This window comes from Vibrio sp. 10N.247.310.23 (genome assembly GCF_041467155.1).
Lineage (GTDB): Bacteria > Pseudomonadota > Gammaproteobacteria > Enterobacterales > Vibrionaceae > Vibrio > Vibrio crassostreae_C.
Window position 1 is genome coordinate 1 of sequence record NZ_JBFSTZ010000006.1, and the last position, 14,465, is coordinate 14,465.

Annotated in this window: 9 protein-coding genes and 5 tRNA genes; 8 read left to right on the forward strand and 6 right to left on the reverse strand. The window is 44.8% G+C overall.

What is annotated here, in order from left to right:
* Nucleotides 1-170: 170 nt before the first annotated feature.
* Entirely contained in the window at nucleotides 171-1,061 is an 891-nt protein-coding gene (ilvY, locus tag AB6D93_RS06000) for an HTH-type transcriptional activator IlvY (RefSeq protein ID WP_102332569.1), read from the reverse strand.
* Nucleotides 1,062-1,207: 146 nt separating this feature from the next.
* Here ilvY and ilvC point away from each other — a divergent pair, with 146 nt between their 5' ends.
* Nucleotides 1,208-2,692, forward strand: a complete 1,485-nt coding sequence (gene ilvC / locus AB6D93_RS06005) for a ketol-acid reductoisomerase (RefSeq protein WP_102332570.1) — start codon at nucleotides 1,208-1,210, stop codon at nucleotides 2,690-2,692.
* Between the two features lie 274 nt (nucleotides 2,693-2,966).
* On the opposite strand, the gene ubiK is transcribed toward ilvC, so the two are convergent.
* The 4 genes from ubiK to AB6D93_RS06025 form a co-directional block, all read right to left on the reverse strand.
* On the reverse strand, nucleotides 2,967-3,218 hold the full coding sequence (gene ubiK / locus AB6D93_RS06010; RefSeq protein ID WP_009848085.1) for a ubiquinone biosynthesis accessory factor UbiK: 252 nt from the start codon (nucleotides 3,216-3,218) through the stop codon (nucleotides 2,967-2,969).
* Nucleotides 3,219-3,337: 119 nt separating this feature from the next.
* Nucleotides 3,338-6,460: a multidrug efflux RND transporter permease subunit gene (locus AB6D93_RS06015; protein ID WP_048661258.1), complete on the reverse strand. Its 3,123-nt coding sequence runs from the start codon at nucleotides 6,458-6,460 to the stop codon at nucleotides 3,338-3,340.
* A gap of 11 nt (nucleotides 6,461-6,471) precedes the next feature.
* Nucleotides 6,472-7,578 (reverse strand): efflux RND transporter periplasmic adaptor subunit, encoded by a 1,107-nt coding sequence (locus AB6D93_RS06020; protein ID WP_102332571.1) that lies wholly within the window; start codon nucleotides 7,576-7,578, stop codon nucleotides 6,472-6,474.
* Between the two features lie 18 nt (nucleotides 7,579-7,596).
* Nucleotides 7,597-8,178, reverse strand: a complete 582-nt coding sequence (locus AB6D93_RS06025) for a TetR/AcrR family transcriptional regulator (RefSeq protein ID WP_017061961.1) — start codon at nucleotides 8,176-8,178, stop codon at nucleotides 7,597-7,599.
* A 180-nt stretch (nucleotides 8,179-8,358) separates the two neighbouring features.
* On the opposite strand from AB6D93_RS06025, the gene rep reads away from it, so the two are divergent.
* Complete coding sequence (gene rep / locus AB6D93_RS06030; protein ID WP_017061960.1) at nucleotides 8,359-10,377, forward strand: DNA helicase Rep; 2,019 nt, start codon at nucleotides 8,359-8,361, stop codon at nucleotides 10,375-10,377.
* Nucleotides 10,378-10,458: 81 nt separating this feature from the next.
* On the opposite strand, the gene AB6D93_RS06035 is transcribed toward rep, so the two are convergent.
* Complete coding sequence (locus AB6D93_RS06035) at nucleotides 10,459-10,872, reverse strand: cytochrome c5 family protein (protein ID WP_017063036.1); 414 nt, start codon at nucleotides 10,870-10,872, stop codon at nucleotides 10,459-10,461.
* A 298-nt stretch (nucleotides 10,873-11,170) separates the two neighbouring features.
* Between AB6D93_RS06035 and AB6D93_RS06040 the strand changes: the two genes are divergently transcribed.
* The 6 genes from AB6D93_RS06040 (at nucleotide 11,171) to AB6D93_RS06065 (ending at nucleotide 14,396) form a co-directional block, all read left to right on the forward strand.
* Nucleotides 11,171-11,247: transfer RNA gene (locus tag AB6D93_RS06040), tRNA-Arg, on the forward strand.
* Nucleotides 11,248-11,295: 48 nt separating this feature from the next.
* Nucleotides 11,296-11,371, forward strand: a tRNA-His gene (locus tag AB6D93_RS06045).
* Between the two features lie 77 nt (nucleotides 11,372-11,448).
* A tRNA-Pro gene (locus tag AB6D93_RS06050) sits at nucleotides 11,449-11,525 on the forward strand.
* 44 nt (nucleotides 11,526-11,569) lie between these two features.
* A tRNA-His gene (locus AB6D93_RS06055) sits at nucleotides 11,570-11,645 on the forward strand.
* Between the two features lie 55 nt (nucleotides 11,646-11,700).
* A tRNA-Pro gene (locus tag AB6D93_RS06060) sits at nucleotides 11,701-11,777 on the forward strand.
* A gap of 891 nt (nucleotides 11,778-12,668) precedes the next feature.
* A complete protein-coding gene (locus tag AB6D93_RS06065; RefSeq protein ID WP_017060132.1) occupies nucleotides 12,669-14,396 on the forward strand; it encodes an ABC transporter ATP-binding protein in 1,728 nt (575 codons plus the stop codon).
* The last annotated feature ends 69 nt before the right edge of the window (nucleotides 14,397-14,465 follow it).

Here is a 14,465-nt window from a genome sequence, read left to right on the forward strand (position 1 = left end):
AAACCGGCAACCGTTAATAGCGGTTCTAGGGTTCAAATCCCTATCCCTCCACCACCATTAGAAAGCCCGCTGAGAAATCAGCGGGCTTTTTTCTTATCTGCGATATACATAAATAAAAGGGGAAGGGCACTGACGTGCTCTTCCCTTTTTTGTATTTAAAACAATGACGACTAGTCCGCTAAATATTTCCCTTCTGCAACTTGCCAGAACGCTCGAATTAGAGGGTTATCTAGCTGTGCTCGCTTACAACATACGCCTAACTCAAATGGCTTGATAGGTTCTATCTTTAAACGGTCGACTTTATCTCTTACAGGGCTATTGTTAATCACCACATCAGGTGCAATTCCTACCCCACAACCTAGCGCCACCATACTCACTATCGCCTCATGGCCTGAAACTTGCGCGTATATGTTGGGTTTTATCTTCATCTTTTTGAACCATGCATTGGCACGTTCACGCGCCGTACCCGCTTCAGGGATGATAAAAGGCACTTCATTCCAGTTTGGCTTGTCAGACTGAAGTTGCTGGCTAAAGCTGCTGACACCTGATGGAATTATGACGGATAGTGGTATATCGCTAATCGTTTCGAATTCTAACCTTGAAGGAAGGATGTCCGGCTTCGCCGAGATAGCAATATCCGCTTCATCATTTAATATTTTGTCGATAGATTGAGCAGGATCGCCCGTAGAGAGCTTGAATTCAATATACGGGTGAATGGCTCTGAATTCAGTAATTAGTTCGGGTAAGTGGCTGTAGCTAGCTGTTACTGAACAAAATATACGGATCTCACCTTTAAGCTCTTGCTCTCCACCTTTCAAATGAAGATTGTATTGCTGCCAATCTCCAACGATGCGTAATGCTACAGGCAATAGGTGTTTTCCTGCTGGGGTGAGATCAACACTGCGGTTGTCTCTGATAAGCAGTTCTTGTCCTGTTTCCTCTTCAAGCTTTTGTATCTGACGGCTCAGCGCTGAAGGACTGACATGCATAGCAGCAGCGGTTTTGCTGAAACTCTTGCTATCACATAAATGTATAAATAATTGTAGAGATTTTATGTTCATGTTCTGCGATCGTTTCCATGTTGCATTTATTGCAATAACTAATTGTGAATATATCACTTTCAGCAACGGAGTGTCTGTTTTAGTATGAAGTCATTCGATAGAGAGATATCGACCTTACGGACTTATTTTTAAAGGAGTGCCCTAGAATGGCTAACTATTTCAATACATTAAACCTTCGTGAACAACTAGACCAACTAGGTCGTTGCCGCTTTATGGATCGTGAGGAATTCGCGACAGAAGCTGAATTTCTTGAAGGTAAGAAAATCGTAATTGTTGGTTGTGGTGCTCAAGGCCTAAACCAAGGTCTAAACATGCGTGATTCTGGTCTAGACGTATCTTACGCTCTACGCCAAGCGGCAATTGATGAAAAGCGTCAATCATTCAAAAATGCTGATGAAAACGGCTTTGTTGTGGGTAGCTACGAAACGCTAATCCCTCAAGCAGACCTAGTAATCAACCTTACTCCTGATAAGCAACACACAAACGTTGTTGAAACAGTAATGCCTCTAATGAAGCAAGGCGCTGCTCTTGGTTACTCTCACGGCTTCAACGTTGTGGAAGAAGGCATGCAATTACGTGCTGACCTTACTGTAGTAATGGTTGCACCTAAGTGTCCTGGCTCTGAAGTTCGCGAAGAGTACAAACGTGGCTTCGGTGTACCAACACTTATCGCTGTTCACCCAGAAAACGACCCTAAAGGCGAAGGTTGGGATATCGCTAAAGCTTGGGCTGCAGGTACTGGTGGTCACCGTGCAGGTTGCCTAGAGTCTTCTTTCGTAGCAGAAGTTAAATCTGACCTGATGGGTGAGCAAACTATCCTTTGTGGCATGCTACAAGCGGGTTCTATCGTATCTTACGAGAAGATGATTGCTGATGGCATCGAACCTGGCTACGCAGGCAAGCTTCTACAATACGGTTGGGAAACGATTACTGAAGCACTTAAGTTTGGTGGCGTAACTCACATGATGGATCGCCTATCTAACCCGGCTAAAGTTAAAGCGTTTGAGCTTTCTGAAGAGCTTAAAGACCTAATGCGTCCGCTTTACAACAAGCACATGGATGACATCATCTCTGGTCACTTCTCTAGCACAATGATGGCTGACTGGGCGAACGATGACGTGAACCTACTAGGCTGGCGTGAAGAGACAGGCGAAACTGCATTCGAAAACTACCCAGCTTCTGACGTAGAAATCTCAGAGCAAGAGTACTTCGACAACGGTATCCTAATGGTTGCTATGGTTCGTGCCGGTGTTGAGCTAGCATTCGAAGCTATGACGGCATCAGGCATCATTGATGAGTCTGCTTACTACGAATCTCTACATGAGCTTCCACTAATCGCAAACACAGTTGCTCGTAAGCGTCTTTACGAAATGAACGTTGTAATCTCTGATACTGCTGAGTACGGTAACTACCTATTCGCTAACGTAGCAACACCGCTACTACGTGAGAAGTTCATGCCTTCAGTAGCAACGGACGTCATCGGCCGTGGTCTAGGTGAGACATCTAACCAAGTTGATAACGCTAAGCTAATTGAAGTAAACGAAGCTATCCGTAACCACCCTGTAGAGTACATTGGTGAAGAGCTACGTAGCTACATGAGCGACATGAAGCGTATCGCTGTAGGCGGTTAATTAGTCGCTTAGATACTGATAAATTTGCAGAAAAAGCGAAGCAGTATCACTAACTCCTTACAGGTTTGAGTTATAAATAAGCAACACAACATCTAATAAAAAGGCTTGGTCGCCGTTGACCAAGCCTTTTTGCTTTTAGTAACAAAGTCTTAAAAATCAATCAAATGAACATTGTTTGATCAGTCTTCGTCGACTTTCAGGTCTTGATTGATCCTCAGAAATACAAAAGGGTTGGCGTTTTCACACCAACCCTTTCAGTTTTCTTGCTTTGCGCTTACTTATCGGCAATCTTTGCTTCTAAGTCAGCTAGCTTTTGTTCCATTTCAGTTAGCTTTTGGCGAGTGCGAAGCAGTACTTGTGTTTGAACATCAAACTCTTCACGGCTCACAACGTCTAGCTTGTTTAGTTGGCCTTGGATAACTTGGCGAACTTTTTGATCTACGTCTGAACCAAGCTCTTTTACTGGTTGAGGCATAGAATCGTGGATCTGCTTAGCAATCTGCTCTAGTTTTTTTGGATCAAACATATCAATTAAAACTCCTGAATATTTACCACTATTCTATTTAATCACACTTGAGATGTCGCCTATGGCGTATAAAAAAAGGCCACCGAAGTAGCCTTTTTATTGTTAATACGACTTAGCGATTACTTATTATCAGCTAATTCTCTGTGTGCCGCTTTTGCTTCATCGACGCGAGCTAGCTTTTCTAGGTCTTTGTCTTCTACAAATACAGGTAGAGGTTTGTGTTTTTCAGCCAAGTAGCTGTAAATCACTGGCAGTACAAATAGCGTGAAGATAGTACCAATCGCTAGACCAGCAACGATTACGATACCAATACTAAAGCGCTGAGCTGCACCCGCACCACTTGCGTACATCAGTGGGATTAGACCCGCGATCATCGCAGCTGTTGTCATCAGGATTGGACGAAGACGAACCTTCGCAGCTTCCATTACCGCTTCGATACGAGTCTTGTGATGATGCAACTGTTCTTCTTTTGCAACTTCACAGATCAAGATACCGTGCTTGGTAATTAGGCCGACTAAGGTGATCAAACCCACTTGCGAGTAGATATTCATCGTTGCCGCACCCCAAGCCAGAGCGATTAGGGCACCACAGATCGCCAGTGGAACAGATACCATGATAACCAATGGATCTTTCAGAGATTCGAATTGAATCGCTAGTACCAAGAAGATGATAGCCAGTGCTAGACCAAAGGTCGCGTAAAGTGCGCTACCTTCAGTTACGTATTGACGTGCTTCACCCATGTAATCGTGGTTGTAGCCACTTGGAAGCTTATTCGCCGCCGTGTCTTCAAACCATGCAATTGCATCACCCATTGCAGCGCCTGGAGCAGGTACTGCACCAATCGTAGCTGAGTTCAATTGGTTGAAGTGAGGAAGAGAGCGAGGCTCTGCCACAACATCAATCGTAATCAAACTGCCTAGTGGTACAGCATTACCGTCCGCAGCACGTACGTAGTAGTTATTCATCGATTCTGGGTTCAAACGGAATTTACGTTCAACCTGAGGGATAACCTCGTAAGAACGACCATTCAAGTCGATACGGTTTACGTAGCCATCTGACATCATGGTACCTAGCGTGATACCGATATCTTGCATGGTTACGCCGTATGCGCCCGCTTTATCCTTGTCGATGTGTACTTTCATCGTTGCTGAGTCGTAGTTTAGATCGAGATCCGAGTATACGAATAGTGGATTTGTCGCTACATCAGTCAAGATGTCAGTGGTAATTTGGAACAAGCTCTCAAAACTGTTTGGCGTTGTAATAACAAACTGAATTGGAAGACCTGAACCCGCACCTGGAAGCTCTGGCATTTGGAAGGCTGTTACTGCCATTCCAGGTACATCTTTCACCAAACCACCAACCCGGTTTGCTACCTCAGATTGGCTTGCTTCACGCTCACTCCAAGGAACCATAGATGCAATACCAAACGCTTGGTTTGCATTAGGAACACCTGTGAACACCTGCGCGTAAGCTACTTCTGGCTGATCAGACAGAATCTTGTTTACGTCGTTCATGGTATTTTGCATGAAGTCTAAGTTCGCATTAGATGGTGCCGTACCCATCAGCATGATTACACCTTTATCTTCTGAAGGTGCTAATTCACTAGGGATGAACTTAAACAGCATCGGCAAGCTTGCAAATACGATGATCGCAAAACCAATGAATACTGGGCGGTGGTTCATAACCGCGCCAAGCATACGCTCGTAACGGTTAGTCATGCCATCCAAAACGCTATGAACTTTCTGCTCAAATTTGCTCGGCTCAGCGTGAGCTTTTAGCATTTTTGAACACATCATTGGCGACAGCGTAAGTGCCACGATACCCGATACAAATACAGAACCGGCTAGGGTTAATGCGAACTCTTTAAATAGCGAGCCCGTGATACCGCCCATCATCGCGATTGGAGCGTATACCGCACCTAGCGTGAGTGTCATTGCGATAACAGGGACCGCAATTTCACGAGTACCGATGATCGCAGCGCGGAAAGGGGACTCCCCGAGCTTGATATGCCTGTCGACGTTCTCAAGTACTACGATCGCATCATCAACCACCAGACCGATGGCGAGTACCATTGCCAGTAGCGTCATCAGGTTCCAAGAGAAGCCCATTGCCTGCATTACCATTGCTACACCAATCAACGACAGTGGGATAGTAACTATAGGGATCAGTACCGCTCGGAATGAACCTAAGAACAATGTGATTACGATTAATACGATTAATGCCGCTTCAAGAATTGTCTTGATAACTTCTTGAATTGACTCGTTAATCGCAATGGTTGAATCGTACATTACGTTCATTGAGATGTTGCTTGGAAGGTTCTTCTCTAGCTGAGGAAGAAGCTCAAGTACATCTGCAGCGATGTTGATTGGGTTCGCACTTGGTGCCGCATTAATTGCTGCAACAACCGCCTCCTGACCGTTCGCACTTGCACGATAAACGTCGTGGCTTTTCTCTAGAGAAACCTTAGCGATGTCAGACAGACGGATAATCTCACCTTCACCACTTCTAACGACTAAGTTCTCTAACTCTTCAGTGTTTGATACTTGTGTATCGGCACTGCCGTTATAAAGAACGAATTCGCCAGTAGCTTGACCTGTCGCTGACTGGTAGTTGTTGGCATTCAATACCGACATAACATCAGTAGCAGTTAGGTTAACAGCTGCCATTTTTGATGGATCTAGCCATACGCGCAGTGCGTATTTCATACCACCATAAAGGTCGACTTTAGATACACCATTTACCGTGAATAGTTGCGGGTTGATTACACGCTCTAGGTAGTCGGTAATTTGGCTCGACACCAACTCATCACTGGTAAAACCAATGTAGAGTACAGCTGTCGTTGAACCGGTAGACATGGTTACGGTTGGATCTTCGGCTTCTTTAGGAAGCTGAGAACGCACCGAGTTAGTCTTGGCCAGTATGTCAGACAGCGCCGCATTCGGGTCGGTGTTCAACTTCATGTTCACGGTAATAGTAGAACTACCGAGCACAGAAGAAGAAGTCATATAGTCGATGTTATCCGCTTGAGCCACAGCCTGTTCGAGGGGCTGGGTGATAAAGCCTTGGATAAGATCGGCACTTGCACCGTAGTAACTCGTGGTTACGGTTACGACGGTATTCGTCATTTCAGGGTATTCACGCACCTGCATTTTGAAGATTGCTTGTAAGCCAAGCAGCGCAATCAAAAAGCTGATGGATACCGCTAGAACTGGACGTTTAATAAAAACATCAGTAAAGCGCATTGTGCCTCCAGTTACAGCTTAGGTGTTTCAGATGGTGGAGTGATTGCATCACTTTCAACAACCTTAACTTTGGCACCGTTACTTAGACGTACTTGGCCAGAAGTTACAACCGTATCGCCGGCTTTAACGCCTTCAAGGATGTGTGCAATATCAGCTGTACGTTCACCTACTTTTACAACATGTTGAGTAACGCGTTGAACGCCGTCTTCTTCAGTTAGGATATAAACATTGTCGCCGTATAGAGTGAAAGTAATCGCTGTTTGAGGCAGAGTTACTTGGTTCTCTAATTTAGGCAGAATGATGTTAGCGCGAGCGAACATACCGCTACGAAGCTTGCCATCATTGTTTGGAATGTCTGCTTGAACTTGAATAAGACCACTTTGCACGCTTACTGCAGGTTCAATTGCGCTGATAGAGCCCTCAAATGGGATTTCAGGGTAAGCGTCAACGAAGATATCAACTGCTTGACCCACACTGATGCGAGAGATGTCAGTCTGAGAAACCGTGAAGCGTAGGCGCATAACACTGGTGTCTTCCAGGCGAACAATATCAGTACCTGATTGTAGGTATTGGCCTAGGTAAACATTGCGGATACCAACGGTACCATCGAATGGTGCGCGAATTTCGCGACGATCGATAGACGCTTTTAGACTTTCAATATCAGCTGAAAGAGAGAAGTAGTTAGCTTCTGCTTCATCGTACGCTTCTTTAGAAATAGAGCCTTTCTTGAATAGACCTTGGTAACGCTTGTATTTTGCTTTCGCAGCAGGCAAACGAGCTTCAGAACTCTTAAGGTTGGCTTTCTCTACGTCAGAATCAAGACGTACCAGTTGCTGACCACTCTTAACATCAGTACCCGATTCGAAAGAAATTTGGTCAATAACACCGCTGGTTTCGTTCGCTAGTGTCACACCTTGATTTGGTTCGATGAAGCCGATAGCTTCAATTACGGGAACCCAGTCGATCGGCTGAACTTCAGTTACCGTTACTGGAAACTCGGGTTCAGGGCGGTTGGCCATATACTCAGCAATTTTTTGTTGTTTGAACATGTTAAACCCAATAACGCTGCCGAAAAGTAGTACAGCGATGAGTAACATGAAGAAAGTCCACTTTTTCATTATGGTCAAAACTCCGATCTAGTGTTTAATTATTGCGTCCCAACTGGCTTCGATTGCAGATTCTAGTTCTGCCTCATCAAGTTGGTAAAATCCTAAAGAATGCTTGCGTGCTAGAGAAACACTAGCCGCCAAGCTCAATCCACCTAATACTTCATTGTTAAGTGGTTTAAACAATCCTTGTTCTTTCCCCTCATTAAATAGCAGCTCAACTTGGGCAAACATCTTACGTTCTAGTTCCCTGAAGTTTAGGCTATTTGTGATGGGTAGAGAGTCATACTGAACCCGATTTTTTATTGCGGCTAAATTCGTTCCTGCTAAGTTCCATATGTTCAACCACATAGTACGGTAGCGTTGTTTAATTGGATCCGAATCATTAACCCCTTGTTGAACAGCATCAGCTACTCTTTGAGTCACGAGCATTCGAACATCTTCTATCAAATGCTCTTTATCATCGAAGTAGCGATAGATAGTGCCTGCAGCCACTCCCGCTTCTTTGGCTAATTTTTGCATTGAAAGGCCTTGGAAACCGACCTCTGCAATTAGCTTTTCAGCTGCAGAAAGTATTTGCTGGCGTTTATCCCGAGGTGCATGAGTTGTCATATTTCAACCACCAATGAATGAACGTTCATTCATTATAGCCTAATAACCACACACATGTGCAACAAAGTTTTACATAATCAGCGTAAAAATCTTGTATAAGAGAACGTAGCATTCGTGCTGTTGCAGCATTATTATAGGCGCGCAATTGAATTCGCCCCTCTAGACCAAACTGAGAATCAAATGAAACTGAACCCAAGACAAGATGAAGCCGTGAAATATGTTTCGGGCCCCTGCTTAGTATTAGCGGGCGCTGGATCCGGTAAAACACGTGTTATCACCAATAAAATTGCTTATCTGGTTCAGGAATGTGGCTATAAGGCGCGTAATATTGCGGCGGTGACCTTTACTAATAAAGCGGCACGCGAGATGAAAGAGCGTGTTGGGCAAACTCTAGGTAAGGGCGAATCGAAAGGGCTGATTGTTTCGACTTTTCATACCATGGGCTTAACCATCATTCGCCGTGAATACAAAGCGCTGGGTTTGAAAGCGGGTTTCTCTTTGTTTGATGACCAAGACCAGTTAGCTTTGTTAAAAGAGTTAACAGAGAGACAGATCGATGGTGATAAGGATTTGCTACGCGCTTTAATGAGCACCATTTCGAATTGGAAAAATGACATGCTGACGCCAGATCAGGCGAAAGCACGTGCTCAAGGCGAACAAGAGCAGTTGTTTGCATTCTGTTTTGAGATGTACCAGAAACAGATGAAGGCATACAACGCACTCGATTTTGATGATCTGATCGCGATGCCTGTATTACTACTGAAAACCAATCAAGAGGTGCGTGAGCGCTGGCAGTCGCGTATCCGCTATTTACTGGTCGATGAATACCAAGATACCAACACCAGCCAATATGAGTTGGTTCGTTTACTGGTGGGAGAGCGTGGTCGCTTGACAGTAGTAGGTGACGATGACCAATCTATCTATTCATGGCGTGGTGCAAAACCGCAAAACTTGGTGTTGCTGGGTGAGGACTATCCGAATCTTCGTTTGATCAAACTCGAGCAAAACTATCGTTCAACCAGTCGAATCTTACGTGCGGCGAACATCTTGATCGCCAACAACCCACACGTTTATGAAAAGTCACTGTTCTCAGAGATCCCAGACGGTGAAAAGCTCAAGGTACTGAATGCTAAGAATGAAGAGCATGAAGCAGAGCGTATTACCGGCGAGATCATCGCCCACAAGTTTTTGAACCGTACTGAGTACAAAGATTACGCGGTGCTTTACCGTGGTAACCACCAATCGCGCTTAATTGAAAAAGCGCTGATGCAGAACCGCGTGCCCTACAAGATCTCTGGCGGAACCTCTTTCTTCGCTAGAGCCGAAATTAAAGACATCATGGCTTACCTACGAGTGTTGGTGAACCCTGATGATGACAACGCCTTCCTGCGTATTGTAAACACGCCTCGCCGTGAGATAGGCCCGGTTACGCTAGAAAAGCTAGGTAGCTATGCCAATATGCGTGGTAAGAGCTTGTTTGAGGCCAGCTTCGAGATGGGCTTAGAGCAGACACTGACGGGGCGTGGTTTAGAAAATTTGCGCCGCTTCGGTGACTGGATTGTTCGTATCTCAGACAATGCCGAGCGTGGTAATACGGTTGAAGCCGTTCGTTCTTTGGTTCGTGACATCAACTACGAAGATTGGTTGTACGAAACCTCAGCGAGCCCGAAAGCCGCTGAAATGCGAATGAAGAACGTCTCTGATCTGTATAGCTGGATTGTGGCCGATCTTGAGGGTGACAACTACGATAAAGAAGAGAAAACCCTGCGCGAGGTGGTTCAACGTTTAACGCTGCGCGATATGATGGAGCGTGGTGAGGATGATGACGATGCAGATCAAGTCCAATTAATGACATTGCATGCATCGAAAGGTCTAGAGTTCCCATATGTATTCCTGATGGGTGCAGAAGAGGGCATCTTGCCGCACCAAACCAGTGTCGATGAAGGCAACGTAGAAGAAGAACGTCGTCTTATGTATGTGGGGATTACTCGAGCGCAGAAAGAGCTGACTTTTACTAAGTGTCGTGAACGTCGTCAATATGGTGAATTAATAAAGCCAACACAAAGCCGCTTCCTCGATGAGCTGCCGCACGATGATGTGGAGTGGGAAAGCGTTAAGAAGCCTCAATCCGCTGAAGAAAGAATGGAAAAAGGGCAGGCGCACATTGCGAATATTCGAGCGATGTTCAACAAGAAGTAATGCCCTACTTTAATCGCACTATATAGAAGCCAATAAAAAAGGTGACCATGAGGTCACCTTTTCTGAATCTGGCATTTTTAATTACAGACCGGCAATCATGTGCTCGATAGCATCTTTGATTTCGTCGTCTGAACAATCCATACATGAACCTTTCGCTGGCATCGCATTGAAGCCGTTGATTGCGTGGTCAGCTAGAATGTCGCGACCTTGAGCAATGCGAGGACCCCAGTCACCAGCATCACCTGTTTTAGGTGCGCCACTTACGCCAGATGCGTGACAAGCGATACAAAAGGTACCGTAAACTGCTGCGCCATCACGAGGGCCTGTTGGTTCTGCGGCTACTGGCTCGCTGCCGACTAGGTAAACTTGGCCAACTGGTTTGATGCGTTCAGCAATTGCATCGTGCTCCGCTTCGCTTAGGCCTGCAGCCATTGCGCCAGTTGAAAAGGTTAAAACTGCGATGACAACGCTTAAAATTCGACGAGACATATCCATTAAACTCACTTTACATTCCCAAGGTAAGTACATGCTTACCAATTTATAGTGTTGGAAGGGTGTTTTGGCTTTAACCAGCAAAGAGCAACTGTTAAACCAATGTAAATAATGGGTGATTATATCCCGATAAGTTGTTGCAATAAACAACAACTTATAAGCTGTGGCGGGTTGTAGTACTCAAATAAGGGGTTTATCACATATTAACTGTCGAAAAAGAGACCAAACAGAAAAAAAAGTTAAAAAAGTACTAGACGGCATTGGGTGATATACGTATTATTCCACTCCGCCGACAGGGCATGCGCCTGTAGCTCAGCTGGATAGAGCGTTGGCCTCCGGAGCCAAAGGCCGAAGGTTCGAATCCTTTCAGGCGCGCCATCCGGTCTCTTACTTCGGTAAGTGAGAAATTGGCAAAAAGAAATAATGGTGGCTATAGCTCAGTTGGTAGAGCCCTGGATTGTGATTCCGGTGGTCGCGAGTTCGAATCTCGTTAGCCACCCCATTCTTTCTTTACAAAATATCGGTAGCTTCGGCTTCCAGTGTTGATTCATTATTCCCAAGAGTCGATACAAAACTAGTCGGTGAATAGCGCAGCTTGGTAGCGCATCTGGTTTGGGACCAGAGGGTCGGGGGTTCGAATCCCTCTTCACCGACCACTATTTCAATAATCGCTTTTAAGCGGTTATATAAAAAATTAGTGGTGGCTATAGCTCAGTTGGTAGAGCCCTGGATTGTGATTCCGGTGGTCGCGAGTTCGAATCTCGTTAGCCACCCCATTAATTTTGGTAGCTTCTTTGAAGTTCCCAGTTTGAGAAATCAAACGAAACGTCTCGGTGAATAGCGCAGCTTGGTAGCGCATCTGGTTTGGGACCAGAGGGTCGGGGGTTCGAATCCCTCTTCACCGACCACCTTAAGAAGCCCTAGTCAAAAGACTAGGGCTTTTTTACATCTGAAACTTAGATAACTTGAACAGAGTGGGGTTCGCCTGATGTTCAAAGAATGTCTCTTCACTGATCACTTAAGAAGCCTCAACTAGCCGTCCGCGTCAGAAATGACGGGGCTTCTTACATCTATCTCCCCTTCTTATATAAGACAGATTCCTAACGATCTGCTTGATAATGGTGCTGCTACAGAGTTGCTTTCTTTATCAAATGTACAGTTCTATATCTAATTTTATATAAATGGAGTGCTCAATAATTCGACATATTAATGGGTTTGGTCTAAAGACTTTTATGAAAAATGAAACCTGACCCTAAATTTGCTCACTAAGGCCTGAATTTGACAGCTTTGTACGCATTTGGTCGTTCAAAAACTCCTCTGATTTATTAGGCCTTTCGTTTGTCTGTTTTGTATTTACCAAAATAATACAGATGGTTAAATGTATGGCTAATTAACGTTTATCTGGTTGTTTTATTTGTTCAAATTAACAAAATTAGCGCTTGTTTCTATAGTGTTAATTGTTTTTTTGGAATAATTATTTGTTTTTAGTGACTGGTAGTGAGATCTGCTTTGAAGCACGGCTTTAACTCTACAAGTAAGTAGTGGTAAGGAGTTTGTGAGTATTTCTTGCCGATAATATAATGTTGATTTTTCTTACTATATGCTCTTTTGATGAATAGTTATGTGGCACTTTTGCTTGCTAAGCGTTTAATGTCGACTTTTTATCCTATTTTTGTTGCTTTTCTGTGAATTATTTGCCAAATTGTCAACCGTATAAAATATCAGAACAATATTCTGGTAAGAATGGATTCAATTTTGCAGACAGGGCAGAAAGCTGCCAAAGCAGTAGAGGTCTGGTAATGTCACTTTTAGAAGTAAAAAATCTTCGTATCGAATACCCATCTCGTCATGGAGTTCACGCCGCAGTTAAATCACTTTCGTTCAACATTGAACGTGGTGAGATTGTTGGTGTTGTAGGCGAGTCTGGTGCAGGTAAATCAACAGTAGGTAATGCTGTGATCGATTTGCTGAGCCCTCCTGGCCGCATTGCTAGCGGCGAGGTATTTCTGGATGGCGAAAAAGTCTCTGGTTTATCTCCTGAACAGATGCGTTCTGTTCGCGGCTCAAAGATTGGTTTTATCTTCCAAGACCCAATGACTTCTCTTAACCCTCTATTCACAGTAGAACAGCAGTTAAAAGAGACGATTCATGCCAACATGAAGGTTTCGGATCAAGAAGCCTACCAGCGCTCATTAGACTTGATGAACCAAGTGGGTATCCCACAACCAGAAAACCGTTTAAAGCAGTACCCTCACCAATTCTCTGGCGGTATGCGTCAGCGTGTGGTTATCGCGATCGCATTGGCAGGTGAACCTGACCTAATCATCGCAGATGAACCAACAACAGCACTGGATGTTTCTATCCAAGACCAGATCTTGGGTTTGATTCGCGACCTATGTATTAAGAAGAACGTAGGTTGCATGTTGGTCACGCACGACATGGGCGTGGTATCTAACGTTACCGACCGCGTAGCCGTTATGTATCGTGGTGACTTAGTTGAGTTTGGCCCAACAGCGAAAGTTCTGGGTACTCCTGAGCACCCATATACACACAGTCTTATCTCTGCGGTTCCTCGTTCGGATCGCAAACTCGATCGTTTCCCTCTTGTTAGCTACATCGAAGAAGCACAAGAGATGGAACCATTGGATGTGAAGAACCACTGGTTAGGTCAAAGCCAAGATCACCGTGATTACACTGGCCCTCTGTTGAACGTTGAGAACGTAAACTTACGCTTTACTACCAAAGATTCTTTCTTTGAGAGCCGTCGTGAGTACGTTCAAGCATCAAACAACGTGAGCTTTGAAGTGCATGAAGGTGAGACGTTTGGTTTAGTAGGTGAATCAGGTTCAGGTAAATCAACGATTGCTCGTGTGATTGCTGGCTTGTACGCACCAAACTCAGGCAAGGTAACGTTTGAAGGCGTTGATCTTACTGGTCTGAAATCTGAAAAAGAACGTCGCCCTATGCGTCGTCAAATGCAGATGGTTTTCCAAAACCCTTACACATCAATGAACCCTCGAATGAAGATATTCGACATCATTGCTGAACCTATCCGATTCCATAAGCTTACTCGCAACGAAAATGAAACTCGTCAGATCGTGAACGACCTGCTAGAGCACGTGGGTTTAGGCAAAATGGCTGGGGTGAAGTACCCACACGAATTCTCAGGTGGTCAACGTCAGCGTATTTCTATCGCTCGCGCTTTGGCGACTCGCCCACGTCTTTTGATTTGTGATGAACCAACATCGGCACTGGACGTGTCGGTACAGGCTCAGATTCTTAACCTACTAAAAGACTTACAAGACGAGCTAAACCTAACCATGCTGTTCATCAGTCACGATCTACCGGTTATTCGCCAAATGTGTGACCGTGTTGGTGTGATGCAGATGGGGACATTATTGGAGGTTGCGCCAACGGAGCAGCTGTTCCAATCACCTCAGCATGAATACAGCAAACAACTGATTTCTTTAATGCCTGAATTTACAGGCTTAAGAGAAGAAAAAGCAGTGGCACAAGCCGCGGTATAAAAATCAGCAGGCTGGAGTTTAGCTTGCTAACAACAATAAACAGACGCAAATACAACAACTAGGGATCTG

Bases quoted from the DNA above. Each gene is read 5' to 3' on its own strand.
- AB6D93_RS06065 (WP_017060132.1), top strand. From the start codon at position 12,669: ATGTCACTTTTAGAAGTAAAAAATCTTCGTATCGAATACCCATCTCGT.
- AB6D93_RS06020 (WP_102332571.1), bottom strand. From the start codon at position 7,578: ATGAAAAAGTGGACTTTCTTCATGTTACTCATCGCTGTACTACTTTTC.
- AB6D93_RS06025 (WP_017061961.1), bottom strand. From the start codon at position 8,178: ATGACAACTCATGCACCTCGGGATAAACGCCAGCAAATACTTTCTGCA.
- rep (WP_017061960.1), top strand. From the start codon at position 8,359: ATGAAACTGAACCCAAGACAAGATGAAGCCGTGAAATATGTTTCGGGC.
- AB6D93_RS06015 (WP_048661258.1), bottom strand. From the start codon at position 6,460: ATGCGCTTTACTGATGTTTTTATTAAACGTCCAGTTCTAGCGGTATCC.
- ubiK (WP_009848085.1), bottom strand. From the start codon at position 3,218: ATGTTTGATCCAAAAAAACTAGAGCAGATTGCTAAGCAGATCCACGAT.
- ilvY (WP_102332569.1), bottom strand. From the start codon at position 1,061: ATGAACATAAAATCTCTACAATTATTTATACATTTATGTGATAGCAAG.
- ilvC (WP_102332570.1), top strand. From the start codon at position 1,208: ATGGCTAACTATTTCAATACATTAAACCTTCGTGAACAACTAGACCAA.
- AB6D93_RS06035 (WP_017063036.1), bottom strand. From the start codon at position 10,872: ATGGATATGTCTCGTCGAATTTTAAGCGTTGTCATCGCAGTTTTAACC.